The sequence below is a fragment of the Acinetobacter sp. WCHA29 genome (assembly GCF_002165335.1).
Classification (GTDB): Bacteria; Pseudomonadota; Gammaproteobacteria; order Pseudomonadales; family Moraxellaceae; genus Acinetobacter.
Genome location: NZ_NHRQ01000014.1, coordinates 1 through 26,757, shown reverse-complemented (window position 1 = coordinate 26,757; position 26,757 = coordinate 1). Strand labels below are relative to the sequence as shown.

Below are 26,757 nucleotides of genomic sequence, written 5' to 3'. Positions count from 1 at the left end.
TTCATCCTAAGATAAAATTTACTGCCCTTTCACGATTTATTTAAAAATTAGTTGGTTTTTTCAGTCTGGTATGTCACTTGGTAATCATTCAAGTCCATACGTTTTAAACGTTGCTTCAACTTCTTCAACGACCACGGCCATGCAGCAAAGTTACGGCCATTTGCATCTAAATAATAACTCTTACAGCCACCCGCATTAAATACTGTGGTTTTAAGATGTTTTTGCACCAGCTCATTATGATGCTTGATCACTTCAGGCTTGATGTTCAACTTGGCAATGCCTTGGTCTCTGATTTTCAATAAACCATCAACAATATAATCCAGTTGCGCTTCTGCCAAACCAATGAATGAGTCATAGACCAGTACGTTTGGACCTAATACCAAGAATGCGTTTGGTACATTTTCAATACTTGTACCTAAATATGCTTCTGGAGAACTACTTTTCCATAAATCATTCAGGCATTCACCTTTCTCGTTTGAAACACGCTTACCAATAGGTGGATGTGAAACTTCAAAGCCTGTCCCCCAAATGATCACATCCACTTCATGACGTTCACCATTGGCAGACACCACAGTATTGTCTTCAACCTTGACCAATCCATGTGGAATGAGTTTAGTATTTGGTTGTTGTAAGGCTGGATAATAGTTGTTAGCGAACAATAAACGCTTACAACCAATGGTAAAGTTTGGCGTTACATTTCTGCGTAATTCAGGATCCTCAATCTGGAAACGTAGAATCAGTTTCGCTAACTCACCGACAGGCTTTAATACGGCTGGATTACGCAAACCAAAGTTGATTGCATTCAATGATTGAGCAACCGCTTGACGCCAAGTTTTTTGAATCAATGGAAATTTTTCAATTAATTTTTTGCTGATATCGCCCAAGTCAGTATCAGGCTTTGGTACGACCCACGGCGCAGTACGTTGGAATACATAGAGTTCTTTAGCTTTTGGCTGGATTTGTGGCACAAACTGAATGGCTGATGCGCCAGTTCCAATCACCGCAATACGTTTACCCGTTAGATCATAGTCATGATTCCATTTTGCTGAATGGAACATTTCACCCTTAAAGGTTTCCAGACCATCCAGTTTTGGAATTTGTGCCTCAGTAATTGGACCTGTGGCAAAAATCGCAGTACGCGACAAGAATTGCCCTTTATTGGTGTCCATCACCCATAAATTACGTTCATTGTCCCATTTAGCGCCCAACAACTCTGTACCGAATTCAATTTTCGAACTTACATTGAATTTTTCGCTAACTTCTTCTAAATAACTTAAGATCTCAGGCTGACGAGCAAATAAATGACTCCATTTAGCGCTTGGCGCAAATGAGTATGAATATAATGCTGATGGAACATCACAACCACAACCTGGATAGGTGTTTTCACGCCATGTGCCGCCGACACGCGTCGCTTTTTCAATAATCTTATAGTTGGTATAACCCACTTGATCAAGACGGATTGCAGTTGCAATACCTGAAATACCTGCACCTACGATAAATGTATCGTAAATGTGTGCAGGCAATGCTTTTTTGTCAGCAGAATTTAATTTTTTTGCTTGAGCTGTCATTAAAATTTCCTTTCATTTATTGCTCTGAAATAAGCGTATCTTTAATCTTATTTCAGTCATCAAAATCTTTTACCCGATAGGATTTACTTCATTAATCGGTACGATGTGCCCAAAAATTTTGCATATAAATTTGGTGCAGTACGTTTCATCAACCAGAATAATTTGGCATCAATTTGTGGGATGGTATAAAGCTCACCTTTGTCTAAACGATCCAATGTCAACTTTGCGACTTTATCACTGGTCGTAAACGCAAGATTGGTCAAGGCATAATCTAAAAGACCCTTATGTGGTACTTTGCCATTTTTGATGATATTGGTCGGGACCAACGTTGGACAAAGTACATTAACCTTAATGTTCGACTTTTTAAGTTCTGCTGACAGCGTTTCAGATAATGCACGTACACCCGCTTTGGAAACGTTATAAACAGTCATCTCCGGTGCTGCGGTAAAGGATGCTGCTGAAGCAACATTAATGATTGCACCATGACCTAATTGTTTGAATTTCGGTACAAAAGCACGACAACCATAGATCACCCCCCATAGGTTGATATCCATACACCATTTCCAGTCTTCTGATGACATTTCATCAAACTTACCACCAAGACCAATACCTGCATTATTAATCACCAAAGTAACAGGGCTCCGCATCAATTGTTCAGCTTGCTCAGCCAATTGATTAACCTGCTCTTCTTTCGCAACATCACATTGCACCGCAAAGGCCCTTTCCCCTTGTGCTTCAATCAAAGCCACCGTTTCTTTTGCTGCATCCAGATTGATGTCTGAACACACCACTGTGCCGCCACGTTTTGCCAGTTCAAGGGCAAAGCTACGCCCAATGCCACTGCCTGCACCTGTCACCACAGCAAAGGCTTGTTGGCTTGGTTTATTTTTTTTCTTACCAAATAGTCTCATCGTAATTCCATAATTAACCAATGTATTGATCAATACAAATTTATTTCCATCTCAAAACTGTTTTAAGCAGCTTGCACTTTTGGCGTAAATTCCTTCACAAAAAATGGATGTAGTGCCCCACCTTCTGATAATAATTTCTTTTCGTAATATGCAAAATAAGCAGACGCATCATGATCATTTGGATGGAAATCTGGACGTAAATAATCAAAGATTCGTCCCTGTGTACTACCAAACACACCATCTTTTGGACTGAATACCAGTTTCACGCCACGTGCCGCATCTTTCCAGAATTTAGGAGTCGACATTTCATATGGTTTACGCAGTACAGGAACAAACAGCGTTGCGAATGGAATCAGACCTAAAATTGTCCCGTATGCCAAAAAGAAACCTGCAATACGCAAAGCATAATTACCATTTAAAGTCTGATACACATCATAGGCCACATCTTTATGCTCAGACTCTTCCAGCATGTGCCACATCCACAAAGCACGTGTTTTGGCATCATCGGAGAAATAGAAGTTCTGTTCATGGGCCATCATGTATTCCGCCAGCACAGCAGTAAAATGCTCAATTCCAGCCATTAATGAAAGTTTCAATGGTTGTGGAAACTTTAAGAAAATATGATCAAAGAATTTTTCTCCCAGAAAACGATAGAGCTTTACCGGATAATCCAGTTCAACAATCGCATCGTTAAACTCATTGTGAAGTTTTGAGTGAATCGCCTCCTGACCAATCAATGACGTCACTCGCTGTCTTAAAATAGGATCTTTGAGTAAATCACGATGGTGACGTGCAGTTTCAATCACTAAATCTTCACCATAAGTCAGGAATACTGAAAGTGTCGCAAAGAAAAGTGTCGCAAACTGATTATTCATATAAAACGAAAGATCAACCTGTTTGCCTTCAAACCCAATTGCCAGATGGCGGATTGGAATACTTTTTTTACTTGCAAAATCAATTTGCTCAGTTATCGGGTTAGATTTAAATAAACTTAAACCTTTCTTTAATGTGTTGCTAATCATGGCTACACCTACCTACTTCACTTGAGCGTCACTTGCCCTTTACATTCTTTGAATCAGGTTCATCTCTTTTCGTATAGCTACATATTCTTTGAGTTACGAACAAACATTCGGGAGATTTTTGTGAACCTAATTTCCTACTAGAAACAATGTAAACCGATCTTATGTTCGGATTCAATTCGGGTAAAACAATCAATTTAATAAGGTAATGATCAACACAAAAAGTTAGACATTTTTATTTAAAATTAAAATATCAAATTGACTAAATTTGAAATAATACAATATATATCAATTATTTATTTTATTTACAATACTTTAAGTCATCTATATGTTTCATTGATATAAAAGAAATTATTATTTTTATTACACTGCATAACTTGATATTCAAAAGTATGTAATTTTGTTTGTTCGGATTATGTAGGCTGATCTTTTACTTCCATGTGGAGCATGCTAATCTGACATTATGTTCGGATTTATATAACAATATTTATGGGTACTCGAAAACCACGTCAAACTCGATCAAAAGTAACAGTAGATACGATTATTGAAGCAGGCTTTATCGCTGTTGCAACAAATGGTACGAGTGGAACCACAACACGTCACATCGCAGATATTGCAGGCGTCAGCGTCGGCTCTTTATACGAATATTTTAAAAATAAAGAAGAAATCTACGATGCAATGGCAAAATCATTTGTCAAAGAAGTTCTAGACATGGTTAAAGAACTAACACCTATTATAGTCGAAATGGAGTTAGAACCATTATTTGAAATGATTTTCTATACGTTCCGTGACTTGTTGACCCGTGACAATGACCGTTACCTGATCTGTCTACGATATGCAACTGAACTTAAATATGAACGCTATATTGGGCAAATTGAAATGGCATTGATGGAAGTTCTGATGAAATACATGATGCGCCACCCTAAATATTTGAAAGTGAGCAATTTGAGTGTTACGGCCTATATCAGCATCAATAGTAGTATTTTTAATGTGGCACGACATCTCATTTTGCCTAATCCACAAATTAGTTTCGATGAAATGGTCAAAGGTCTAAGTACCATGATCATTAGCTATATTGATGCAGAATTAGCTAAAGCTGAACGTTAAAAAAGAGCTTTAAATGTATTAGTTCAGACTTGATCGGACATCACTCTTGAAAAAGAGAAAGTTACCCATTTTGATAAAGGTGTCGAAATCTTAATCAAAAAAGGTAACTTTCTTATGTTGCATACTAACAATCAAATCATTAAACACAAAGTAGGTCTGCTCAATTTAGCTGAAGAGCTTCAGAATGTATCTAGAGCGTGTAAAGTGATGGGTGTCTCTAGAGATACTTTTTATCGCTATCAGGAGCTAGTACAGTCTGGTGACATGGATGCATTGATCAATAAGTCCCGTCGAGTAGCTAATCTAAAAAATCGTGTAGATGATGCTACAGAACTAGCAGTCATTGATTTCGCAATTCAGTATCCAGCTTATGGGCAGCATCGTACTAGTAACGAATTACGCAAGAAGGGTGTATTTGTTTCAGGGAGCGGTGTTCGCTCTATTTGGTTACGCCATGATTTGGAGAACTTTAAGAAGCGTTTGAAAGCACTCGAAGCTAAAGTGGCACAGGATGGTATCGAATTAAATGATCATCAGATTGCTGCACTTGAACGTAAGCATGAAGATGATGTGGCATGTGGTGAAATTGAAACAGTTCATCCAGGATATTTAGGTGCACAAGACACCTTTTATGTCGGGAATCTCAAAGGAGTTGGGCGGATCTACCAACAAACATTTATCGATACTTATAGCAAGGTCGTTCATTGTAAGCTCTATACAACCAAAACACCGATTACAGCGGCTGACTTGCTGAATGATCGTGTATTACCTTTCTATCAATCTCAGGATTTACCAATGCTTCGCATTCTTACAGACAGAGGCACTGAGTACTGTGGCAAGGTGGAGCAACATGACTATGAGTTATATCTAGCAGTCAATGACATTGACCATACGAAGACAAAAGCTGCTTCACCACAAACAAATGGTATATGTGAGCGTTTCCATAAGACGATATTGCAAGAGTTCTATCAAATTACGTTCAGGAAGAAGCTTTATAGCTCATTGGAAGAATTACAAGTTGATCTAGACGATTGGCTGAAATTCTATAATACTGAACGGACTCATCAAGGAAAAATGTGCTGTGGTCGTACACCACTTGAAACTTTACTTGATGGAAAACGGATTTGGGCTGAGAAGAATTTAGCTCAAATTTAACCTGACAGGCACAATAAAAAATGGGTAACTGTCAGATCAGGTTTGAGCTAGTACACTTTAAAGCTCTCTTTTTAACGTACTTTCACTGTTTTTAACAGAGTATTATTTTTCTACTTGGAGATCCTGACGTTGCTTGAAAGTTGATACCTCTTTACCTTCTGGATCAACATAGACTAATTCGACTCTACGACTTAATGCATGACCAAACTTCTGATTTTCATCGTTAATTGTTTGATTTTTACCTTTTGCCTCAACAGCAACTCGATCTAAATGAATCCCTTGTTGTTGAAGATATGCAAGCACACTCTGCGCTCGTCTCATGGAAAGTTTCAAATTATACTGTTCGCTTGCACGAGCATCAGTAAAACCATACAGAGTCAAGGTGTAGGTTGGATTGTCTTTTAAGAACGTTACAACTTGATTTAACACATCAATCGATTCTTTTGACAAGTTTGATTGATCTAAAGCAAAGTGAACGACATTTGGCGCATTGGATGGAACTTTAGCTACCAGTGGTTCAGTAACAACTTTCTGTTCAGGCGACCAAATTGGCCACTTCCCTTTCACTCCATGACAACCTTTAGCATCACCATTCAATTCTTGTAAAGATGGATAATTAATTTTAGGTAATTCTAATGTTGTTGCAGACTTGCACGCCGATGCTTTGAGATTTGATTGATCAATTAAACTTTGAGCGGATAGAAACAGTTCTCTTGAGTGTCTCCATCCAAGTTCACAATGTTCTGCTGCTGCCCAAACCAACATCACTTCTGCTTGAGCAATCTCAGCCTGAGCACATGAAAAACCTTCAGTTTGCTTTAATAATTCAGCATTTGCCCAAAGGTCTCTGCGCATGACACTTGAATTAGAAAGAATAGCCGTTGTCAGCGTAAATTTTTCAATTTGTCCTTGTTCTAAAGCATCAATAATATATTTTGCTTGTTGAAGTGCTTCAGTTCTCGCAGAACTTAGACTCTTTTCACTTCCTTCGTGGGCAGCGTAACTTAACCATGTTAAGGCTTTTATCGCTTGATAATATGCAATATTTTCAGATGGTTTTAAATAAGGTATCAGACGTGTTTGTAATGCCGCAACTTGCTTATCTTTAGGATTATAAGGCTTCTGTTGATTGACATCTTGTACCAAAGAACTAGATTGCTCTCCAACAATAATTTGCTCAGATGCAGACTCAGCAAATACAGAAGTGCTTACTGCAAGCAAACTAGCAGAAACCCCTATATAAAAATAAGAACACATTTTATATAAATTATTGTGAAGATATTTCATGTTTATGGTTCTCTCGAAGCATTTATTCCAGCGTTATTACCAGCAAATAGATTCTCATCGAATTTGAATCTAAAACGAACATAAGCGCCCTGAATTGTAGTATCACTATCTACCAGATCATCATCTTTATAACCTGAGAAGTTATAGCCACCTGACAACCATAGATTTGCTGCAACGAGATACCCAACCTCACCACCCACGAGAACTCGACGCCCTGAACTCATATCAGACCATAATACACCTGTGTGTATTCCTGCATCCCATCTTTCATTGATGTCATATATAGCTCTTGCACTGAACATGTGTGTCATACCTGTAGACTCTAAACCAGAGAATGTAGCCTGCACATTTTTCACCGCATATTGACCCGACAAGGTAAAATCACGTGTTGGATGATAATTTAAATGGTTCGAGAAAATATAAACATGTTTAAGATACGGATTGTTTAAATCAGTTTTATTATCATCATAACGATATTCAACTTTAGCTAGTGCATCAAAACGATTGTGTTCTGTATCACGATAAGCCAATCCTAATTGGAAGCGATCCACTAAACGATCACCGCTACTCTCATTTTTGCTATCTGTTAGGCTAACAACATTTTTTGCCAATAATGTCACATCATCCGAATATTTATAAGCAACGCCTAAATTGTTCAATATCGTATCTGATTGATCTGTCCAACGTGCTTCAATGCGAGCAACAGCTTTCCAGTTAGGGTTCTTTAAATATTCAATACCTAAAGATGCTGCTGTGCTATCAGAATTTGAGTTATTGGCATTTGATAATGATTTAGTTTGCTCAAAACTCGTATTTGCATAAAAACCTTTTTCAAGTTCCCATCGATTACGTAAACCAATTGCTGCCTCAGCCTCTCTCGCACTAATACCATCCCGAACACGATATTCACTGAAGGCTGTTCCATTATTGTTATATTTACTATCAAGACCGAATACTGTTACATTGCGGCGTTGATTACTATTCAGATCATAAAGACCACCAATGCTTGAAACTAATTCGTGACGACCATAAGCACGGAGTTTTGAATTAATCTGGTAATTCGCACCCAAGGCAAAAATACGGCGCTCAGCTTCGGAAACATCCTGCTCATATTCAGCAAAAACATTTGAACCCTGCCAAGGAAGCTGTGTGGTGATTTTTGTACGTGCGGTTAAACCATGATACGGCGCTGTTTGTGAAGCACCCAACAGTGCTGGATTCTTAGACTCATCGTAATACTTGAGACCCAGCTCAACCGCGACAATACGGCTGATCGCACGTTCGATACTGGCAGAAACACCCTGATTTACGCCACTTAACTGATCTTCTGTACGAATCGCTTCAAGCTTAGCTAAGCCGATTTTATTTAATTGTACACGTCCCTTAATGCCACTCTCTTTACGACCAGCAGTAATAGGTGCCGCTGTATTATAAAATTCTCTATCAGCTTGGTTATGATAAACTTTCATCTCCAAGTCTTTATAAGAATAGTTTAATTCAACTCGTGCAGCATCACCCGATAACTTACTAGTTGCATCTGGTTTCACATTTCCTGACGTCGATGAATTTAAGTCATCATTAATATTCTCTGAACGAGCAAACTCAGCAATGAATTTACCTTTATCATTGGCAAATTTAACGACAGTATTCACACTTGCTAACTGATCTTGAGTTAGTGGGTTATTACTCTTCACATAAGAACCACCCACTTTAACATTATCGGTGACTTTTACAGAACCAGACACACCACCAACCGTATATTCTTCACCACCTTGATCAGATTCAACTGTAATTCGTAAATATACTGGGTTTAAGTCAGCATCAACACTTGGAACCGGATCTTTCAAATAAATACTATTACTGAAAGTATCAATCTCATAATCAGTAAAACGAGTCAAACTTGTACGTGCAACAATTAAACCCGAATTATTACGATCACGCGTAATAACTTCTACTTTTTCACTGTTTTCACGCACGTCTTGCGCATTAACACCATTACCTAAACTATAAGGACCTGAAATACCCATAGCACGTTGTTCATTCACAACTTGTTGTGTATTTGTCTGTGCAGCAAACGCAGTAACTTTATATTTATCAGCTTCTACTGTACTACGAACACCTGTCAATGAACGGTTGTATTGACCTAAAGATAAGCCCTCATCATTTTCAGTACGTGTTACGTAGTCACCATACATTGCATATGAACGTCCTTTATCGACACGAACATACAATTTACTAGTAGATTGAGCATCAAAGCCTTTGGCAGCAGAGTCACCATAAACTGGGTAATATTCATCTGGACGAATATCACGGAATAATCTTTGGTTTTTATCTTTATCTGAATCATATGCAAGTGTAAGCAGGTATTCACCTTTTACCTTACCTTTCAAAAATAATGCAGCACGACCCGTTATATTGCGCTTACCGTCTTTTGAAGCTGAAATCTCATTTAATTCTTCTTCAAAACCATCATTTGAATTAATACCACTCAATTCTTTAGGGTCAAACTTTTTGAAATTAAAAGAACCTTCAACCAGACCAACTGCGATAATCGGTCTTAAATCAGGTAAGAAACGAATAGGTGTGCTTGAGTGGAAGATACCACTTTCAACTGATAATGTTCCTTCACCGGCTTCAATTGGCGCTTGAATTGGAACAAGTAAAGTTCCACCTTCAACGAATACTTGAATACCTGACTGTTTTGGATCTAAGTCTACTAAGTCAATCTTACCGATTGAACTATCTAATGTGATAGGTGTACGGTTTGATACAAGCGTACCATGTCGATCGACAATTTTTAAATTAACATTAAAACGATCGCGTCCGTTTGCCTGTGGAATCGTTTTACTCGGCTCAAGTTGCAACTTATCTAACTGATCAGGTGCAATAACATTAATACGTTTAATGTCTCGAGTATTGCCCATCATATCTACTTGACGTACTTCTATCGTGTTGTGCCCCGTACTTAAATCAACACCAATAAAGTCTAAACCTGCAACCTGCATGTTCGGCAATACAGCACGTTTACCAATGCGTTTCTCAGAAACCTGTGTGCCATTTACCCAGAGCTCAAGCTGAGTGCCTGCTGCACCTTTAACTTGAATGGAGGTCTGAGGATAAGGCAATACTTGCCCATCTTTAAGATTTAAAATTTCTAGTTGATTATTCACAGCTGTTTCTAAAGCTGCTTCAAGATTAATCATTTTGGCAGAATTAACAGTATCTACAGACTCTTCATTTGGCAGAGCAAGAGTTGAAGAACTTGGTAAAACGCTAGATGCTTGAACACCAGACTTTTCGGGTTCAAATTGTATTTGCTTGATTTCTTTAATTTGTTCTTTTGAAAAATCAAGATTACAATTCGCCTGAACTCCAACGGCTGAAATACAGCCACTCGATGGCTGTCCACGAACATCCGTAACTTTAGAAAAAATTGGATCAATCGTTAAATCAGAACGTAATATTTGCTCTAAATTTGTATTCTCTTGTTCAATGCGTTTTTTACGCTCTAGCACCCGTTCAATTAAAGATTCTGAACATTGACCAACACCTTCAGCTATCGCAAAATCGGCACGATGCAATTCACCACGTTTTAAATCGACAAAACGGCTATTTGGATCACCTGCTTGGCGATTATTTATTAATACTAATTCAGAACCAATCGGTAGAGTTGTACGATCGACTTTTAAAACATGCGTTTTTGCACTAATTCCATAAAAATCATACTTACCTTCGCTATCAGTAATAACATAACTACCATCTTCAAGATAAATACGAACACCAGGAACACCTATTTCACCAGCATCTTGGACGCCATTCCGATTACAGTCGGTGAAGATTTTACCAACAATAAAACCGTCAGAAATCATCATACCAGGCGTAACTTCTACTTTTGCTGATGCTTCATTAGACTCAATACCTTTCGCATCTTTGGCACGAACACGGTTAATACCATCACCATTGAGTGCATTTGGTCCAATATAAACGCGATACTGTACTTTAACTTCTTTATTTGGAGTGAGTGTACCTAGTCCAAGTGTTAAATAAGGTCCCTTACCACCTAATGGATCTGCTACCTTTTTACCATCAACACGCATTGAGCCTTGAACATAAATAAAGCCTCGAGGAAGTGTATCGGTAATCGAAACATTCGTTGAATCTGCCGTTCCACGATTTGCAACATTCACCGTATATTCTTCGAATTCACCAATTTCAGCAGTTTTATTTGAAGCAACTTTTTTTACAAATAAAGATGAATTCGTATTATCCACTTCAGGGTCAATTGGAATATCGATATTGAGTGCAGGGTCACCATTATTTAATGTGAATTGCCCTGCATAAGACCACTTTAAATCAACCGCTTTATCTGCTGGGAAACTTGAATATACCTTGCGATCACTAATAAAAGTATAACGTTTGTCACCCGGAATAGTGTTTGTGTCTACAATAAAACTATATGTACCTGCTTTCACCAGTGGATAGATAAATTCACCAGCACTATTAGTCACTTGTTTTGCAGGTATAGAAATCTTATCACCTGTTTGAGGATCAATTTCAAATGCTACATTATCACCAATTGGTTGACCATTTTGATCCAATAAAGTAACTGTAGCACCGGCTACAGGTAAACCCGTTTTAGCATCAAATACTGTACCATACGGATCGATTAACACACTTGTATTAATGTCGGTAATTGTTCCTGTAGATTGGCCTTGCGCATCCAAACAATCCGTTAAACTAATATCAACTTTATCACGTTTAAGTGTCTGTAAAACTGCATCATATCGAATGCCTTTATCTGAAAGAGTTGTTGGTAATGTATAGTGGAATACACCTGTATTTGGTCCAGTTTCAATACCAATAACTTCTTCTAAATCATCTGTTTTTGTAGATTTAATTCGAATTTTCACACGATCTGGAATATAACGATCAGCATTACAACTTGCATTTTTAGCTTCTATATTCAGCGGCTTATTTACACTACCAGTTGCCAAAATATTCTTAAAATCACTTGAATTATTTGTAATATCTGCTGAGCCGCTAACTAAAGTAGATGCAACGTTTGATAACACATCTTTCTGACTATCAGTGACAGCATACGAAACTTTATAAGTATTTTTTACTGTGGTTTTTGCAATATTGCGGTTCATACTAACAACAAGATCAACTTGCTCAGATGTATTTGCAGCAATTTGTGGAAAACCGACAACAAGCTGGTTGATCTGTGCAACATCACTTGGAGCAATAGTGCTATAACTATTATTGGCAAGCTTGTATAAAATTTTTGCTTGAGTATTTTTTACTAAAGCAGATTTAAATGTTGTATTAGGTGGTAAATCATCAACCAACAAAACCATTTTTTGTGTTTGACCATCCACCATGACATCGGTTGGTCTAGCTGGCTTCTTACCTTCATTGCTAATATTGAGCGTGTAATTTAAGTCATAATTTGCACTTGCAGAAGGCTCAAAAGTTTTTTGTTGTACTTCTTTAGTTGCAACTAATTTTGCACCATAGCTAATTGCACTATCTGTAGCGATTGCAATTGCTGTTTTATCTTCAACAACTGTTGCTTTAATTGGTAAATTAAATTGCTGACCTTCTGTTAAATTTGAACTTGTGGTAGCAACAACCCACAAATTGACACTTTGGCCAATCTGTAAAGCTACATTAGTTGTTAACTGTTGATCATTCGTATCAAATTGACCGTCTTTGTTACTATCTATGTAGATTTTAATATTATTTAATTCATTAATTGTTAATGCTTCTAGCTGAACATTAACAGGTGCATTACTATTATTCGATAAAGTATTGGCCCATATTACTCGCACACTAGGTTCGACATCGAGTACTGGTGGGGTAGTTAAAGTAATAGCATACAAAGCTGAAACATTAACTTCGACTGTATTAGAAACTGATTGTTGTTCTTTACCATTTGCTGCTGTAAAAGTTGCGTAAGCAACGTTTTTGATTTTACTACCTACATCAGGAATATTCGCGGCATGACCATACTGCGCAGACAATATAGATATTGTCAACGTTGATAACATGAAAGACATGTTTCGACTTGCACGAATTTGCTTCTGTTGTAGCACAGCGCTCTACCCTTCAACTAAATAATCTAAATGAAAAAACTTTAAAATTATTGTTGTGGACACCTGCTTTGCGCAAATGCCCACATATTTAATCAATTCATTTTAAGCAATCGAAATTACTTAATGAATATTAATTATTTACTTTGATTACAAACTCTAATACCGCACTTGTATTAGGTACAAGAGGTGTTTTCTCAGCAGCGATAGTACCTGTTGAACCATCAGTTAATGCAGCAGTTGAAGTACTTAATGTCGCATTTGTAGCTACTGGAGATGCACTTGCAATCACTTTCAACGTTGTATATGCAGGTGTAGCATCGCTAATCACAACATTAGTTACGTCAGCATTACCTTCATTCGTTGCAGTAATTCTATACTTCACACATTCGCCTGGTTTAGCAGAAACTGTATTTTGAGTATAAGTACCAGCTGCACCCGTTACACAGTTAGCTAAAGATTGCTCTTTCACTAAACGCACTTGACCACTTGTTACAGTCGTTAAGTCAGTGTTCACTAGATCGGCAACAGACTGACCACCAACAACTGTTGGTTTGATCGTTAATACAACTGCACTTGGTGTTCCAGCAGTTGCATTTGTTGGAGCTTGAACTTTGATGAGTAAGTTAACAGATGCACCACGAGCGATACTTCCAGTTTTCACTGCAAGATCACTACCTGTGACTAATTCACCAGCATCAGCTACACCATCGTTATTCGAATCCACATATAAGGTTGTTACCCAACCATTTGCAGTTTGGTCATTCGTTAATGTAAACGGTAATGTATTCGGTGTCGCACCTTCAACGATGTTACCGTTGTTGGTTAAGGTATGCTTGTAAACAACCGTACCACCTGGTGCAACTTGTCCAGTACGGTCACTTTGCAAGCTAAGGATACGATTAGTTTCAACTGTTACACGATCAGACATTACATCTGTTAAGCCAGTAGCAGGAGAAGAAACTTTAAAGATAACTTCTTGATCACCTGCTGGAGCATTTGCTGGAGGCGTTACAACTGCAACAAGTTTAACAGTACCACCACTTGGTATATTACCTGTATTCGTGATTGGAGCACCTGTTGGATTACCTGCAACGTCAGCTAAGTAATATTGAACTGTCCAACCCGTTGGTAATGTCGGTGATGTAGATAAATTATAGTTATCTCCAGTTGCACCTTTATTATCAATAGTTAATGGGAAGTTAGTTGCTTGACCAGGTTTAGTTGATTTAGTATCAATAAATTGACCCGTATCTTTACCTGACGCGCCAACAACAGCACCAGTACTATTTGTTGCATCACCATTATGTAAGTCAACTGTAGATGCTGTTACTTCACTAATCGTTAAAGTAATCGTATCTGGCGTTGCAGTTGGATTAGTTACTGGAGTAGCAGTTAAAATTGTGTTAATTGCTGTTGCTGTATAATAAGTTGAAGGTAGTGTTACCTTAGCAACAACTTGGTATGTAGCGCCGCTTGCGATTGGACCCGTGTCTGCAACACCATCACCATTCGTATCAGTTAATGGCGTTACACCATCAGCTTTGAATAATTCAACAATGCTACCAGTTGGTAAAGCATTTTTGTTTACAGTAATGTTGAATGCTTCAGTAACATTACCAGTGTTATGTACAACGATTGGTTCCCCAGTAACACCAAAAACAACTGGCGTACCTTGAGTTGTTGACTTAGTAATGACATCTGGCGTTGAGGTTGCTGTAGGTTGATTATCAGCAAAGGCATCTGTCGTACTGTCGTTAATTGTACCTTTTTTAACACCTAAAACTGTTACATCATTCGGGTTCGAAGGTGTTTTGCCTTCTGTACCTGGACCATCTGGATCAACTTCAGCAATGTTTGTAATGATACCGGCTGGAGTATTTTGGTTTACTCGAACTTTGAATTTCAATACTCCACTGCTGTTTGCAGCAACTGTAGGAATAACTAATGTCGCTGTTCCTAAAGTGAAGTTATATCCATCAGTATCAGCTGCATCACTTACAGCTGTACCATTTACTGTAGCAGAACCAGTAACATAAGTTAAACCAGATGGAAGTACGTCGGTGATCGTAACGTTAGTTGCGGTCGTGTTACCCGTATTTTGATAAGCTAAAGTATATTCAACTTCACGTGCTGCAGGGCTTGATGAAGTAGCATCTACATTACTAACGCTTGCAGATTTTAATAAACTAATTACAGCGCCATTGGTAATCTTAACTGTATCTACGTTTTTAGCAGTTAAACTTGTATCAAAACCACTGGTTGCTGAAACCGTTAACTTACCAAGATCATTAGCAAAAATGTTGTTGCTTGCTGTTGTTGCTTGTACGATTAAGTTAACAGATTGGCCTGCTGTTAAAGTTACGCTTGTTACAGGAGTTTGGCTATCTGGAACACCATCTTTGTTAGCATCAAGATAAACGTTTAAACCGCTGAAATCGTACGCATCTTGCGTGTTATCACGTGTATCATTATTGACAACAGCTACGTTAAAAGTATCGGTGCCATTACCAGTATTTGTTAATGTGTGAGATAAAGATACTTGACCATTCGCGTTAGCAGTTTTAGTTTGATCAGCGATCAACGTGAAACTTGCTACTTGCAATACAGTCGTAGTAACTACGTTTGATGTCACAGTTTTATTAGAACCGTTGCTATCTGTATAGCTTGCAGATGCAATGTTACTAATGTTTGTGCCCGCACTAGGAGCTGCTGCGTGTGCTGAAGGAAGGAAAGCTGCACCACCTGCAACAAATGCAATCGAAGCTGCTAATTGCGTTAGTTTTAAACGTTGAGTTTGATTTGACATTCGGAACTTACCCCTGTTGAATATTCAATGTCAGTTTGTTTAATTTTTGGTTTTGTCACTGTTAATACGCGTTTGCGCTGATACCGTTACAGATTTCCCAGCAGGAAGTTCTGCGATCGTCCAACGTAATGCACGATAATCTTTCAGTGGAACATTCACCATTTGATTACCCTCTTTGCGTTTTAAAGGCATCGGGGCAAAATTTGTACCGTCTGTACTTGCTTGCGCGTTTTCTGGCTCAGATTTCGCCAAAAATAAAGTTTCTACGGGTATTGGTAACGTCGCAGCTAAGTTTTTAATTTTTCCTGATGTATTATTTGTATACGTTGCACGATACTCAATTACATCATTTGGCTTCACTTTATTGACTAACTTAGCTACTGGCTTCCCATCTGTGCTTACACTAATGAGATAGGTTTTTAATTCTACGGATACAGGATCTTTTGCAACTTTAGTTTCAGCAGAAACACTAACCGCCAAAACCAAACTAGCTGCACCAAGTAAACCTTTTTTCCAATTATCTTTTAAATGCATGTTTATTGTTTCCACACTCAACATCCTAAACTTCTGAACATATTCTATTCTATAGACAAAGTTCAAAATAATTTTTAACATTACTAAAATACAATACTTTTATGTATTTTTGTTGAAAAAAATCACTTTTTTTGTAAAAAAACATCTACTGGTTCAAACAATTAAAAAACTCTATACCAGCTATCAGCACAAAGTATGCCAAATCAATAATATTTTCGGCATACTTTATCTATAATTTACTTTTGCGACACACAGAACCTTAGAGTGCCTGAAGCTGATGGATTTAATAACCCAGTCAAGCTCCATTCAAGATAATCACCGGAACGGTTTGTATTACAAGTATTTCCACTTGGTATAAGTCTACAACTCATACTGCCAAAATTAGTACCAATTGGTAAACTATCTTTCACTTTTACGTTCTGTAGTTTCTTGGTACTGTTATTTTTATAGGTGATCTCATACTCTAAATTATCTTGCTTAGCAGCCTGATTAGTCGTTACAAATGCGTTTGTATCGGAAGATGGTGAAGGACAACTTGCAACTGCACGAACTTTTTTTGTCAGTGTTAAACCAGCACTACCAATAAGTGTCACATCCTGACGTTGTTGGGTCTGCTTGGAAATGTTAAGTGAACTGACCTGATAGCTTGCCTGTAACGTTCCAATATGCTGGGCACCAGCAAAAATATTGGTTGGTGAAAGTACTCGTTGAACAAGACAGATCTCGGTATTGGGTTGTAATAAAACAGTGCTAGATGGCGTTGGATCAAATACTGTCTCACCAGCATCAACAGCACCATTACAGTTGCTGTCTTGGTAAACCAGTGCCTGCCAGGGCTGATCATTATTTGAGCTTGAAGCACTTCGGATAAGTTGAGTTAGCTGTACAGGTGCTTGTGTAGTCAAACGATGTGGATAATCAGTTACTTCACCAGCGGTAATGGTATGTTGTCCATCTTCTGTTAAAACCACATTGAGATTGGCATCACCAAAATTATTGTTTGGATAACTTGTGGCTGTGGTTTTTGGCACCGTAATCGTATCCGTATTACGTGTGTACGTTCCTGTTGTTGATCCACTGACGGAGGTGTATTCAGGCAAATTGGTTTGTATAATACAGAATGGATTACTTAAAACACTTTTCTCCACTTTAAAACGATAATCACCATTATCATTACTGATTGACACTACGTTCAGATCGACACCAGAACAATTGGCAAGTTTAAGCGAACTGCCAGCAATGCCCTGCTCATTTGGATCAATGATTCCATTATAGGCATTTGCCACAATATTGCTGACGTTGCCGCCATTATCATTAAAGACTTTACCTGATATTAGAACCAAGTCTTTACGACTATTGGTTAAGGTACAAATAATTTCTGCATCGTTTGTATTAATCGTTAATTTATTACCATTTAAAGGCGTAGTGTTGCCAGTACAGACGAGATTCCCCACATACTCATTTTCATCGCCTTTGCTAAATGCCTCAATGATACTTCCTGTTGTTCCAAGCATGCCCAGCGGAACAATAATTGGTGCACCTGCTGTAGAGTTTGCTCCCGTGGCATCCGCGACTGAAAGCCCTGTTGTCGCATTTGTGGCAAAGCCAACACTGTTCACGGTTGCACTATCACCAGCTAAGGCATTTTCCCATTTTTTGATTAAAGTGAGCGTAGTAAGGGTATTGGTTAAAGTACATACAATATCTGCCCCTGCTGCAATTCCCGTTCTGGATAAAGTGACTGTCCCATTTGTTTTATTAACAGTGACTGAACTTGCTCCTATACCCGTACATACAGCATCGGTCAACCGATATCCTGTCGGCATATTCGATTCAGTTAGAACCACATCAGTTGATAAACTTGGAGAAAAATATTGGGTTGTACCTGATGTGGCAGTTTCTGGAACTGTTGTGGTCACGGAGTGATTTAAGATGCCACTATTTGCAGTTGCAGTAAAATCAAATTTCCCAACACCACCACGGCTAATTTTTTTAATTGTTAAACTTGGTGTGCTGTTAATAAAAGTACAGGTAATATCTGCTCCACCAGTAATTAGTCGACCAGATGAAATGGTCACCGTTGACCCGCTTAAATCCCCAAACTCACCAATATTTCCTGTAATAGAGCTATTGGCATCAGTACATTTCGCATTCTTTAATACATAACCCGTCAATACAGTTGGCTCACTAATCGTCACATCTGAAAAAGTGTCATTCACTGTTAAAGCAGCAGAAGTACCTTTACCAATATTAGTGGAAGAACTTGATGAGGTTGTTGCCACATTTGTCGATGTACTGGATAAATTACTATTGGTAAAAGTAAATGTACCTGTACCACCACGAGATTCTTTTGCAATCTTGACAATTGGCACTTTAACATTAGAAAAATTGCAGTTTATATTTGGGTTATTGTTAATTTCAGTGGAGGTAAAGGCATAAGTTTTTGTACCCGTTCCTGATGCTGGTGCAGTGCCAACACGCGCACCAGACGTGCCATCATCATTTCGAACACGACATGTTGCACCCAGTAATGACCAACCAGCCACATTTGTTTCTGAAATGTTTACACCCCCTGATGACGAGGTCACTGCAAAAGGCTGGCCTGTAAATATTGTACCACCGTCAACCTGATATTGATCAATTGGTGTTTGTGTAACAACGGTCGCACTGGTTTTATTTGTACCTGTTAAAGAAAAATCAAATGAACCTATTCCACCAATACTTGACTTGGTTAGATAGATCAATGCTCTCGCAATGGTTGTTTGTACACTACTGGTGTTGTCGTCACGAAAAATATCATTATTTGCAGTAGCTTCCACTGTTGCCGTGTTTGTGGCAACGCCTGACACTGCTATTGCAGAGATAGTAACGCTACAAGTCGCTCCTTTAGGACCACTAAAAGTACCTGACAAGGTGTTTCCAGATAAACTTGCTGTACATTTATCTGAAGCAGTTGCTGTTCCACCTTTAGTGGCAGCTACAGCAATAGAAACTGAATTAAAATTATTTGGAACGACATCCTGAAAATTAGCTACCCCTGTAGAACTAATTGCACGTTCTCCTTTATTGGTAATCACTAACTGATACTGAACTGTATCATTAGTTTTTACCATTAGAGGTTGTGATTGAAATGATCCACTCGTTCCTTTACGCTGAGTTTTTTCAATTTTTACATCCACATCCTGAGGGTAATCATCATCAATAATTGTATAGGTTGCCGTGCCATTGCCTGATGCACCACAACCACTTGAAGACATGACATGGTATGCATTACTTTGATTGATTGTAACTGTAAAAGTTTCATCAGGCTCAGGAACGGTATCACTGATAATCTCTACAGGGACATTCAGGATATAGGGTGTACCACTTCCATAGTTACCTGCGGGTATTGTGATGGTAAAAGTATTGGCCACCCCACCATTAATTTTATAGTCTGTACCTAGCTGTGCTGTACCATCATTAACTGTAAAGGCCAGTGGAATGCCTGCTGGTGGCACAGTTCCAACCACAATTACCTGTATGGGCTGAACATTACCGCCATTTTCGGGTACAGAATAATTAGCAGATGTAAATTCAATAATCGGCTTGACTTCAATCTGGATACCATCTAAAAAATTCCCTGAGGTTGCTGAACCCGAGGTGGACTGAAAACCAATGGTTGTTTGTCCTGTTGCACCAGTATAAATAAAGCTTCCGCTATAATCGGCCCATCGAGTTGTACTTCCTACAGGTACAGTATTGCTTTGCACAGGATTACATGTACCAGCACTACATGACGTTATATTACCCGTCCCTGTTGTACCAGTTGCGACTGATACTACTGCTTGCGTACCTGCACGAAAATTCATGGTATCAGGATTGGTATTTCGTCCATTATGGCTAAATCTCCAATTGACTTGCTCGCCATTGACCAAACAAATATTTTGGGATATTTCTGAAAGACGTTCGGCATTTAATTCAGCGAACTGCGTTCCTTCTTTAGCAACCAGGTTGCCTGTGCCTCCCCCCCCCAATACCCCGAGGTCCTGACCACAGTTCCATAATCTGACCACTACCACTTGCAGTATAAGTACATGTTCCATTGACTTCTTCTTGATAATAAGGATGTGTGGTTAACCAACCAGGAACTTTGGTACTGTCAATATAAACACGACAGGCGTTACCCGTATTTGCAATCTTAGGACTTTCAAAACTCAGGTTAATAAAACTACGCTGATAAGCAGCCTGAGCAATACTGATGCTACTGACCAGTGAAAAAAACAAAATCAAAAGTTTTAGAACAGCATGATTAGCCAGTTTCATCATCTTGAATTTTTCCATTGAATTACTGCCCCACATAGCGCACCCCGAAATTAAATTCGTAACTTTGGTTTGCAGCCACACTATTTAATGTTCCTGAAACCGCGCCAGCATTACCAACTGTAGGAGCCGTCATACTACTACATGATGTACAGATAGGCGATTGAGATAAAACTGTATAGGCAGGTGTCATGTCTCTAAAGGTAAATGCAGTACTCATAGCAGTAGCACCTGAATTATTTAAAATAACCTTGTATAAGACACATTGGCCTTGACCATTGCTTTGCTTACCAATAGTTAAAGTATTTGTTGTGTATGTTTCATTAGCTGTGCCATCACAATCAAAATCTCGTGCCTGCAATTTTGTCAGGGTTAATTGTGACTGCTTGACTGTAGTCACATCTTTAATAGAGGCAAAAACCTGATTGCTACTATCTGTTAAGTTCACAACCGTTGTATTCGCCTGATTGAGATTGTTATTTGCAACATTCGTGACTTGTAATAAGAGTTGAATTTGCTCATGAGCTGCCACTTTGCCACCTGGTAAGTCCGCCAATGTACGAATATTTAAGTCCCCACTGCTGAACTTGCCATCCCCATCGACATCCAGAAATAGCACACTGTTAAAGCTAGACTCACTATTGTTGATGATAAAACCATAGCTTCCCGTAAAGTCTGTAGCAGCAGGGTTCGTCAGTAAATGACGATAGACCACTGTGCCCAAGGGTGTGACCTGACCATGTAAATCTGGTGTAAATTCCAATTTAGGCTTGGAATTTACACTTTGAATCTCCACTGCGTTTTTGATTGTATCCTGAGCAGGGTTACCCGTACCAACAAAGCTGGTTGAGATCACACGAAAATAAATTGGTACAGTCACGTCTTTATTGACTTTATCCACTTCAACAACCGCACAGACCAGTTGGGTTTCCGCATTATTTAAATAAATCGTCTTACCAATTTCATTACCCAACCCACTACAATCTGTTCCATTGCTTGACGTATAAAAACGCACACGATTAACACCAGCGGGTAAAGTCATGCTGCTAAAATCACTGCTGGCATTGGCACTGAGCAAATATTCTGCACCTACTCCTGTATGACTGATTTTTAATGGAAATATTGCTTGCCCACCGGCAACAGGATTGGTACTTGTTGCCGCAATCACGGTTTTCCACGGATTACCAGCATTATTAACATTCCCATTACCCAAACCATTGTTTTCAGGACTATTCGTCAAATCAACTAAACGTGCTACCGTTGTGGCAAGTAAATTACCCTGATCTTTAATCAAACTCGTTTTGCTAATATCACCTAAAGACTGAGCTTGAGGTGAAACTTCGAATGTCGTATCAGTCGTTACAGCATAACTACTAGGTAAACGTACTTTAACAACGATTGGTAAATTTACGCCTGCGGATAATAAACCTGTATCAGGAATACCATCTCCATTGCTATCTAATAATGGGGTTACGCCATCTGCACGATAAAATTCAATTTGGCTACCTGTCGGAAATGTACTACCTGTCATTGTTACATTAAATACATCAGTATTATTACCATTATTCCAAACATAGTTATTAAAGCTAAGCTCCCCACCTTGAGCCGCAGCAGAAGCAACAACCGTAGCACTATTGTTTACATCAGTTGCACTACCATTAATTTTGACATCATAAATTGAAGCAACATTAAGTACAGCTATGTTACTGAGATCAGATATATTTGCTGTTGTTGTATTATTATCATGATCATACCCAAAATTAACGGTATTATTAATTGGTCCAGCAGTTGTTTTATTTACTTTAACTTTAAATTCAATATAGCCAGTTGTATTTGCTGGTACTGAGCTAATGACTGCAGTTACAGTATTTGATGTCACACTGTAATTGATTCCTGCTGGATCGTTACTCCCAGTACTTGGATTTACAGTTGTACCGTTCCAATTCTCACCAGCATTTAGTTGATAAACCAAACTTGAATTGAGTGTATCTGTTAAAGTTACAGAGCCTGTCGCTGTACTACCTAAATTTTGATAATCTAAACGAACGGTAACAACGTCTCCATTTGCCACGCTTGTTTGAGAAAACTTTTTACGAACAACTAAAGCAGACTGATTCGTAACAGTTGCTGTATCGACATTGGTCTTTGTTCCAGATGCACTATTTAAAGAATTTACAGTTAATGTTAATGATCCATTTTGACTAACCGTTGCACCACTTGGTACATTTGCCGCCACAATAAGACCAACTGACTCGCCCGCACTTAAAGAATAAGAAGTAATCGCTGCGCCATCAGGCACGCCATCATTATCTTTATCTAAAAATACAGATAGATTACTGTAGTCATAGCTATCTCCAGTATTATTTGTCACTGCAAAGGTATACTGGTCGACTTCATTACCCGTGTTAGTCAAAGTATGGTTAAAATATACAGTCTGACCCGCTACGACATTTTTAGTGTTATTTGCCGTCAAATTAACAGAATAAACTGGAAGAATCGTTGTTTGAACTAAATTCGAACGGCTGACTTGAACAACGGTTGAACCTTCTTCACTGTATTCACCTATCGCCATATTACTAATGATTTGGCGTGTAGGAACAGCAGCAGAGCTAGACTGATGCACTCCCAACAAAGTAACCAACAAAATCCCTAAAGTGATCTTGCTGTTGCGGATATTTTCTAATGTATTGATTATATTCATCTTCTAGCATCCGCCTAACTTAAGGTGTAACCTGAATAGAAAAATACAACGCTGCTTGCTCCTGTGGTGCAAGTGCTCCAATATTTCCAGATATTTGATCTCCACTCACAGCTACAGAACCCTTACTCACTGACGGCGGCAATGCATTTCGCAAAATACTATAAGCAGGTACCACATCATTAATCACAACATTCGCTGCGGGTGTTGAACCATCATTTTTAATTGTTAAACGATAGGTAACGCATTGATTTGGTTTAATCGTCAATGGGTTACTTGCATAGGTCGCAGTGGCAACATTCATAAGTGCACATGCTTCATCTTTAGACTGTTCTTTGATCAGACGAAGTTGCGTAGGATCAACTGTTGTTAAATCTGTATTTTGAATTGTTGTAAGTGTTAAACCTTGGATTGTATTCGTGGCAGAGACGACGATATTTGCTGCACTAGAAATACCATTTACTGCAGTTAATGGAGCTTGAACTTTTAAAATTAGCTGAACTGAACTTTGAGGGTTTAATCCACCTGTTATAGACAAATCAGTAGCGATCGGATCTGTAGTATCTAATACACCATTATTATTGGCATCGTAATACAAAGTATAAATAAAACCATCATTAATGTTTTGAGGGACTACGCTAAGACTTACTTTTCCGCTTGTATCACCTTCAACAAATGTACCCATATTTTTTAATGTATGCAGATATACAACCGTACCGCCGACATTAATCCGCCCTTGTTGATCATTTGCTAAAGTCAACTTGCGTACTGCTACATCAACTTGATCTTTAATACTGTCACCTTGAGCATTCATCGGTGATTTCATAGCGAACCAAATAGGTAAACTTGTCAAAGTCGTATTCGCAGGAACAGTGACAACGGCGCAATACTGTTTAGTTGTTCCAGCCGCCATGTTGCCAGTACTGGTAATTTCTCCCTGTAACGTTTGACATGTTGCATCACCATTATAGAACTTCACTACCCAATCAGTTGGTAACGTCGTATTGATACTATTAATGTCAATCTCTGTACTCGATGCATATAAATTATAATTATTTGAGGTCGTGCTGTTATTTCGAATAACAAGTGGGAAAACAGCTGTTGCACCTTTTACAGCGTTTTTCACCAATAAGGCTTGCCCACCTGAACCAGTAACATTCCCAACCCCCACACCTGAATTGTTGCTGTTATACAAATCGCTTTCGCCCACAGCAACTGTATTGACTAATCGATCACGCGTACTATTTTTTACACTAGTATCTGTTACGGAAGTTGCGGTAATGTCGAAATCCATTGTACTTGTAGAAGTACAATTCGATGGGAAATAAACTCCTAATTTAATTCTTTTTGAAGTGCCGTAAGCCAATCCGCCTGTATCAATTACACCATCGCCATTAGTATCTGTCAGCAATGTACGACCATCGGCATGATATAACCGAACTACAGCACAACTTGGTACGTTACTTTTAACGAAGCTTAAATTATAAGTATCAGTCGCTTGTCCTGTATTCCAAACATAATTATCAAACTGGATTTCTTTTGCTACACCCCCAAAAGTATTATTTTGGGTCTGTAAGTTATTCAAGCCACCGTTTGGCTCGCCATCATCATTCGCGTTACTTGGACTATAGTTAAGTACAACACCTAAGGTTTGCTGAACGTTAAAAATTACAGTATTCGTTAGCGTATTTTTCAGAATAGCATTTGATGCATTATATTGTTGATAATCAGCGGTATTCGCAACTTTTTCAGCAGCATTCGCATTCACAGTGACTTTAAAACTTACCGTACCTTTACTTAAAGCTGCCACACTTGCAAGCTCTACATCTACTTGCCCATTACTCACTTTATATTTTATTGGCGCATTTGCACCCGTCTCAACATCATCGGCATCCGTTAACGATCCTGAACCATTCCCCCAACTACCACTACCCGATTTATATGTTACATCTGTAGCTAATATATCTCTCAATACGAGTCTTGCTGCCGCAGTGCCCGTATTTGAATAAGCTAAGGTATAAGTAATTTCCGTGCCAGTTTTACCTGTGCTGATATTCTGTGATTTCGTCACTTGAATTACAGCATCATCAACAACTTTTGCTGTATCACTTACGGTCATAGCGATCGCATTATCATGCTGGCTTGTAGCTGTTAAATTAAAATTAGCAACGTTATTTGCAGTTACGTTGGTTGGAATACTTCCAACGACAACTAATGAGGCAAACTCGCCTGCTTCTAAACGAAAACTTGTGGTTGAATTCAGTAAATTATTATTATCATCAGGTTCACCATTTTGATCCCGATCTACATAAACTGCGATATTTTCCAGATCAAATTGGTCATCTGTGAGTTGTGTCAAAGCAAGCTTGTAGTTATCTGCAATATTCCCCGTATTGGTCAGCACATGAGGAAAATTTAATTTACTGCCAATCGTACCAATATTTTGCTGATTGCTTTGTAGACTCAGTGAATAAATCGCCTGAACGGTCAGAATCACAGGGTTAGAGTTAATGGTTTGCAGATTGCCCTGTTCATCTTCAAAATCACCACTTGCAATATTGGTGATACTACTTCCTGCTTTTGGTTGAGCAAATGCAATAGAACTATGAAATCCAATAAACAAGCCAAATAAAGCGATAAATGAAGTTTTTGAGACAGCACTTTTTTTGAATCGGCTTATCATGTTTCAGAACCCACAAAAAATGTAAAATTGATTTTTTATTGATAAATTGTACAGTTTTATTGACAATCTTATGAAAAGAATACTACAAAAATATCGACTTGAACACACAAATTAACAAAAAGGTGATGTTTTCATTACAGATTATCATTTGTAAAAAAACTGTAGATGCCTGTTATTTATAAATAATACTTATGAAATGATTAGGGTCTATTGACATTTCATCCTGGTAACCAAATGTATATGCAAGCTAAAGCAAAAGAAATTATCAAAGTTCTGTTGCTATAGCCTGTATATTTTTATGGCTACCTTTATAGGGTTAATTATGAACAGTAAGTGTCAACAGACCCTAAATATTCAGTAAAGTAATTGAACCTTTTTTTATAGGACTTACGCACTATTATTTATAGATTCTCTGTGGTAGGAGATGATTTTTATCGAGAATAAAGTCATCAATGAAGTCTTTGATGATTGGTCTAAATAATTTCTTCTGCCAACGATATACATTTTCAAAGATCCGCTCAAACTGGTTCTTTTGTATCTCGACGTAGGCCATCAAGGCTGCAAAAATATGATTCAAAATCAGTTTAGATCGTCT

Annotated in this window: 13 protein-coding genes and 1 pseudogene; 2 read left to right on the top strand and 12 right to left on the bottom strand. The window is 38.3% G+C overall.

The window, feature by feature from the left end:
• Positions 1-47: 47 nt before the first annotated feature.
• From CDG59_RS10225 to CDG59_RS10215, 3 genes are all read right to left on the bottom strand, one after another.
• On the bottom strand, positions 48-1,568 hold the full coding sequence (locus tag CDG59_RS10225; protein ID WP_087545197.1) for a flavin-containing monooxygenase: 1,521 nt from the start codon (positions 1,566-1,568) through the stop codon (positions 48-50).
• Between the two features lie 83 nt (positions 1,569-1,651).
• Entirely contained in the window at positions 1,652-2,479 is an 828-nt protein-coding gene (locus tag CDG59_RS10220) for an SDR family NAD(P)-dependent oxidoreductase (RefSeq protein WP_087545195.1), read from the bottom strand.
• A gap of 62 nt (positions 2,480-2,541) precedes the next feature.
• Positions 2,542-3,501 (bottom strand): metal-dependent hydrolase, encoded by a 960-nt coding sequence (locus CDG59_RS10215; protein ID WP_087545193.1) that lies wholly within the window; start codon positions 3,499-3,501, stop codon positions 2,542-2,544.
• Between the two features lie 486 nt (positions 3,502-3,987).
• On the opposite strand from CDG59_RS10215, the gene CDG59_RS10210 reads away from it, so the two are divergent.
• Together CDG59_RS10210 and CDG59_RS10205 are read left to right on the top strand one after the other, a co-directional pair.
• Positions 3,988-4,605: a TetR/AcrR family transcriptional regulator gene (locus CDG59_RS10210; RefSeq protein ID WP_087545191.1), complete on the top strand. Its 618-nt coding sequence runs from the start codon at positions 3,988-3,990 to the stop codon at positions 4,603-4,605.
• 114 nt (positions 4,606-4,719) lie between these two features.
• Entirely contained in the window at positions 4,720-5,760 is a 1,041-nt protein-coding gene (locus CDG59_RS10205; RefSeq protein ID WP_087545189.1) for an IS481 family transposase, read from the top strand.
• A gap of 102 nt (positions 5,761-5,862) precedes the next feature.
• Here CDG59_RS10205 and CDG59_RS10200 read toward each other — a convergent pair whose 3' ends face one another.
• From CDG59_RS10200 to CDG59_RS10165, 9 genes and pseudogenes are all read right to left on the bottom strand, one after another.
• The gene (locus CDG59_RS10200) at positions 5,863-6,981 is read right to left on the bottom strand and encodes an OmpA family protein (protein WP_227519120.1); all 1,119 of its coding nucleotides are present in this window, start codon (positions 6,979-6,981) and stop codon (positions 5,863-5,865) included.
• 68 nt (positions 6,982-7,049) lie between these two features.
• Positions 7,050-13,142 carry an SdrD B-like domain-containing protein gene (locus tag CDG59_RS10195; RefSeq protein ID WP_087545185.1) on the bottom strand — a complete coding sequence of 2,031 codons (6,093 nt, stop codon included), beginning with the start codon at positions 13,140-13,142 and terminating at the stop codon, positions 7,050-7,052.
• A gap of 130 nt (positions 13,143-13,272) precedes the next feature.
• Positions 13,273-15,948, bottom strand: coding sequence for a beta strand repeat-containing protein (locus CDG59_RS10190; protein WP_087545183.1), 2,676 nt, complete (start codon positions 15,946-15,948; stop codon positions 13,273-13,275).
• A 39-nt stretch (positions 15,949-15,987) separates the two neighbouring features.
• Positions 15,988-16,482: a hypothetical protein gene (locus CDG59_RS10185; RefSeq protein WP_087536132.1), complete on the bottom strand. Its 495-nt coding sequence runs from the start codon at positions 16,480-16,482 to the stop codon at positions 15,988-15,990.
• A 236-nt stretch (positions 16,483-16,718) separates the two neighbouring features.
• A complete protein-coding gene (locus CDG59_RS10180) occupies positions 16,719-20,564 on the bottom strand; it encodes a Calx-beta domain-containing protein (protein ID WP_227519119.1) in 3,846 nt (1,281 codons plus the stop codon).
• A complete protein-coding gene (locus tag CDG59_RS15495) occupies positions 20,461-20,820 on the bottom strand; it encodes a hypothetical protein (RefSeq protein WP_227519118.1) in 360 nt (119 codons plus the stop codon). The genes CDG59_RS10180 and CDG59_RS15495 overlap by 104 nt, the downstream gene beginning before the upstream one ends.
• A complete protein-coding gene (locus tag CDG59_RS10175; protein ID WP_087545181.1) occupies positions 20,807-23,482 on the bottom strand; it encodes a hypothetical protein in 2,676 nt (891 codons plus the stop codon). Before CDG59_RS10175 ends, CDG59_RS15495 begins: the two co-directional genes overlap by 14 nt.
• A gap of 19 nt (positions 23,483-23,501) precedes the next feature.
• Positions 23,502-26,162, bottom strand: coding sequence for a DUF11 domain-containing protein (locus CDG59_RS10170; RefSeq protein WP_087545180.1), 2,661 nt, complete (start codon positions 26,160-26,162; stop codon positions 23,502-23,504).
• A gap of 397 nt (positions 26,163-26,559) precedes the next feature.
• Positions 26,560-26,757: pseudogene (locus tag CDG59_RS10165) on the bottom strand (IS701 family transposase); the annotation flags it as partial.